The following is a 2,080-nucleotide window of genomic DNA, read 5'->3' on the forward strand; positions in this document are numbered from 1 at the left end:
TGGTAGTACGCCAACAGCACGTCCCCGCGGCCGTCGCCGTTCGCGTCGCCCGGGTAGAGGTCGAAGGCGTTCCAGTCCCAGTTGCCCGCGGCCGGGACCGTCCAGCCCGCGGTGTCGAACGGGCTCAGCAGACCGGCCGCGTCCGCGACCGAGGTGTGCTGGGAGATCGAACCGTCCCAGTGCCGGTAGAGCAGCGCCAGCTCGGACCGGCCGTCGCCGTTGAAGTCGCCCGGCACGAGCTTCATGTCGGCACGGCTCCAGTTACCGGCCGGGACGCGGTACCCGCCGTTGAACTCGCCGATCGCACCGTTCGCACCGGCCAGCGCCGTGTAGAAACCGACCGAACCGTCACCGTGGTAGTACGCCAACAGCACGTCCCCGCGGCCGTCGCCGTTCGCGTCGCCCGGGTAGAGGTCGAAGGCGTTCCAGTCCCAGTTGCCCGCGGCCGGCACGGTGGTGCCGTTGACGTCGAAGGCGCCCAGGTGCCCGGAGCCGTCGGAGAGCGCGGTGTGCAGGGTGATCGAGTTGTCGGCGCGGTGGTACAGCAGGGCGAGGTCGGCCCGGCCGTCACCGTTGAAGTCGCCCTGGACGAGCTTCATGGCCGCCCGGTCCCACCGCCCGCCCGGCGGGACGACGTACCCGCTGGTGTACTCGCCCAGCGCGCCGGTGCGGCCGCCCAGCGCCGTGTAGAAGCCGATCGAACCGTCGGCCTGGAAGTAGGTGAGGAACGCGTCGGCGCGGCCGTCGCCGTTGGCGTCCCGCGGGGTCCGCGCACGGCGCACGGCGTCCTGCACCCAGCCGCCCAGGTCGTCGGCCCGGACGCTGCGGCCACCGGTGCGGGTCTCGGTCGAGCCGAGGCAGCCGCCCTGCCAGATCCCGCTGTTGACGGCCACCAGCTCGGTGCCGGTGGAGGTGGTGCGGACCGTCGGGCCGCCGGTGTCCCCCTTGCAGAGGCCGGACCCGCTCTGGCCCTTGATGTTGATCGCGGTCGGCAGCACGGAGTCGACGGCGAAGGCGCCCGTGTGCAGCTTGAGCGGAACCCACTCGGTGGCGGTCCGGCCGTAGCCGGCGGCGCGCAGGGTCTCACCGGGCACCGGGGCGGTGGTGGCGAGCCGGACGGGGGCCACGCCGTCGAACGGCGTCGCCAGCCGGCCGAGGACGAGGTCGCGGTCCTGGTGGGGCAGCAGCTCGACGACCTCCGCCCGGACGCCGTCCTCGGTGGTGAGGTCGGTGCGGCCGATGGTGGCGACGGTGCGCTCCGCGGGAGCGCCGGGCGCCGGGTTGACGGTGCCGGAGGCGAAGCAGCTGGCCGTGCTGAGGATCCAGAGGCGGTCCACCAGCACCGCCGAGCAGGCGCGCTGGTCGCCTATCTCCAGACGGACGGTGTAACCGTAGGTCCCGGAGGCGGCCGGGTCTCCGACCACGGCTTCGGCCCGGCCGCCGAGGCCGGCGGTCAGTGCGCCGGCCGCGAGGGCGGCGGCGGTCAGTCCGGACCGCCAGGAACGCGGAGCGGATGAGCGGGACATCTTGTCTGTTCCTCTCTGTACGCGTGGGCACGGAACCCCGGGACGGCCGGACGGACGTGCCGCCGACCACCGCGATCCGGGAATGCGGGCGTTTCGCCATCTCCCGTTCGTCCACTGTTGAACTTCGGGGTCGAACGGCGATTCATCCCGGGGAATCCGGGCCGGTCAACACCGCACCCTAATGCATACCGACGACCTCGGGTGAAGAGGATTCGTCAAAGTGATCCGTGTAGTGACTTGATGTCATTTCGGGCGCCCGTACACCGAGGTGACGAGGCGTGAGGCGTCGCGCTATGTCCGACATGAGGCCGTTCGTTACGGCGGAAACGCGCCATCCCCCGGACACGAACCGGTGCGCCCGCCGGGCGGGCCACGGATATCGACGGACCCGAATTGGCCCCACCGGGAGGGCGCCGAGGGAATTCGGCCCGAACGGCCGCCGAAACATCCGGAGCGGAAATGGCTCGATCCGCACCCCGCCGAAGGGGGGGTCGACGGGCCGGCCCGAGGGGCCCGCACGCGACGCGGACCGGCCGGCGCGGCTCACGGGGAGT

General features: G+C 72.4%; 1 protein-coding gene. It reads right to left on the reverse strand.

Translation table 11 applies throughout. The annotated features are described in order from the left end of the window. Positions 1-1,526, reverse strand: a 1,526-nt coding sequence (locus tag ACFCX4_RS36045; protein WP_376151671.1) for a trypsin-like serine protease, incomplete at its 3' end; no start/stop codon positions are given. Positions 1,527-2,080: the final 554 nt, after the last annotated feature.

It is taken from the genome of Kitasatospora sp. NPDC056327, from assembly GCF_042261735.1.
Classification (GTDB): Bacteria; Actinomycetota; Actinomycetes; order Streptomycetales; family Streptomycetaceae; genus Kitasatospora.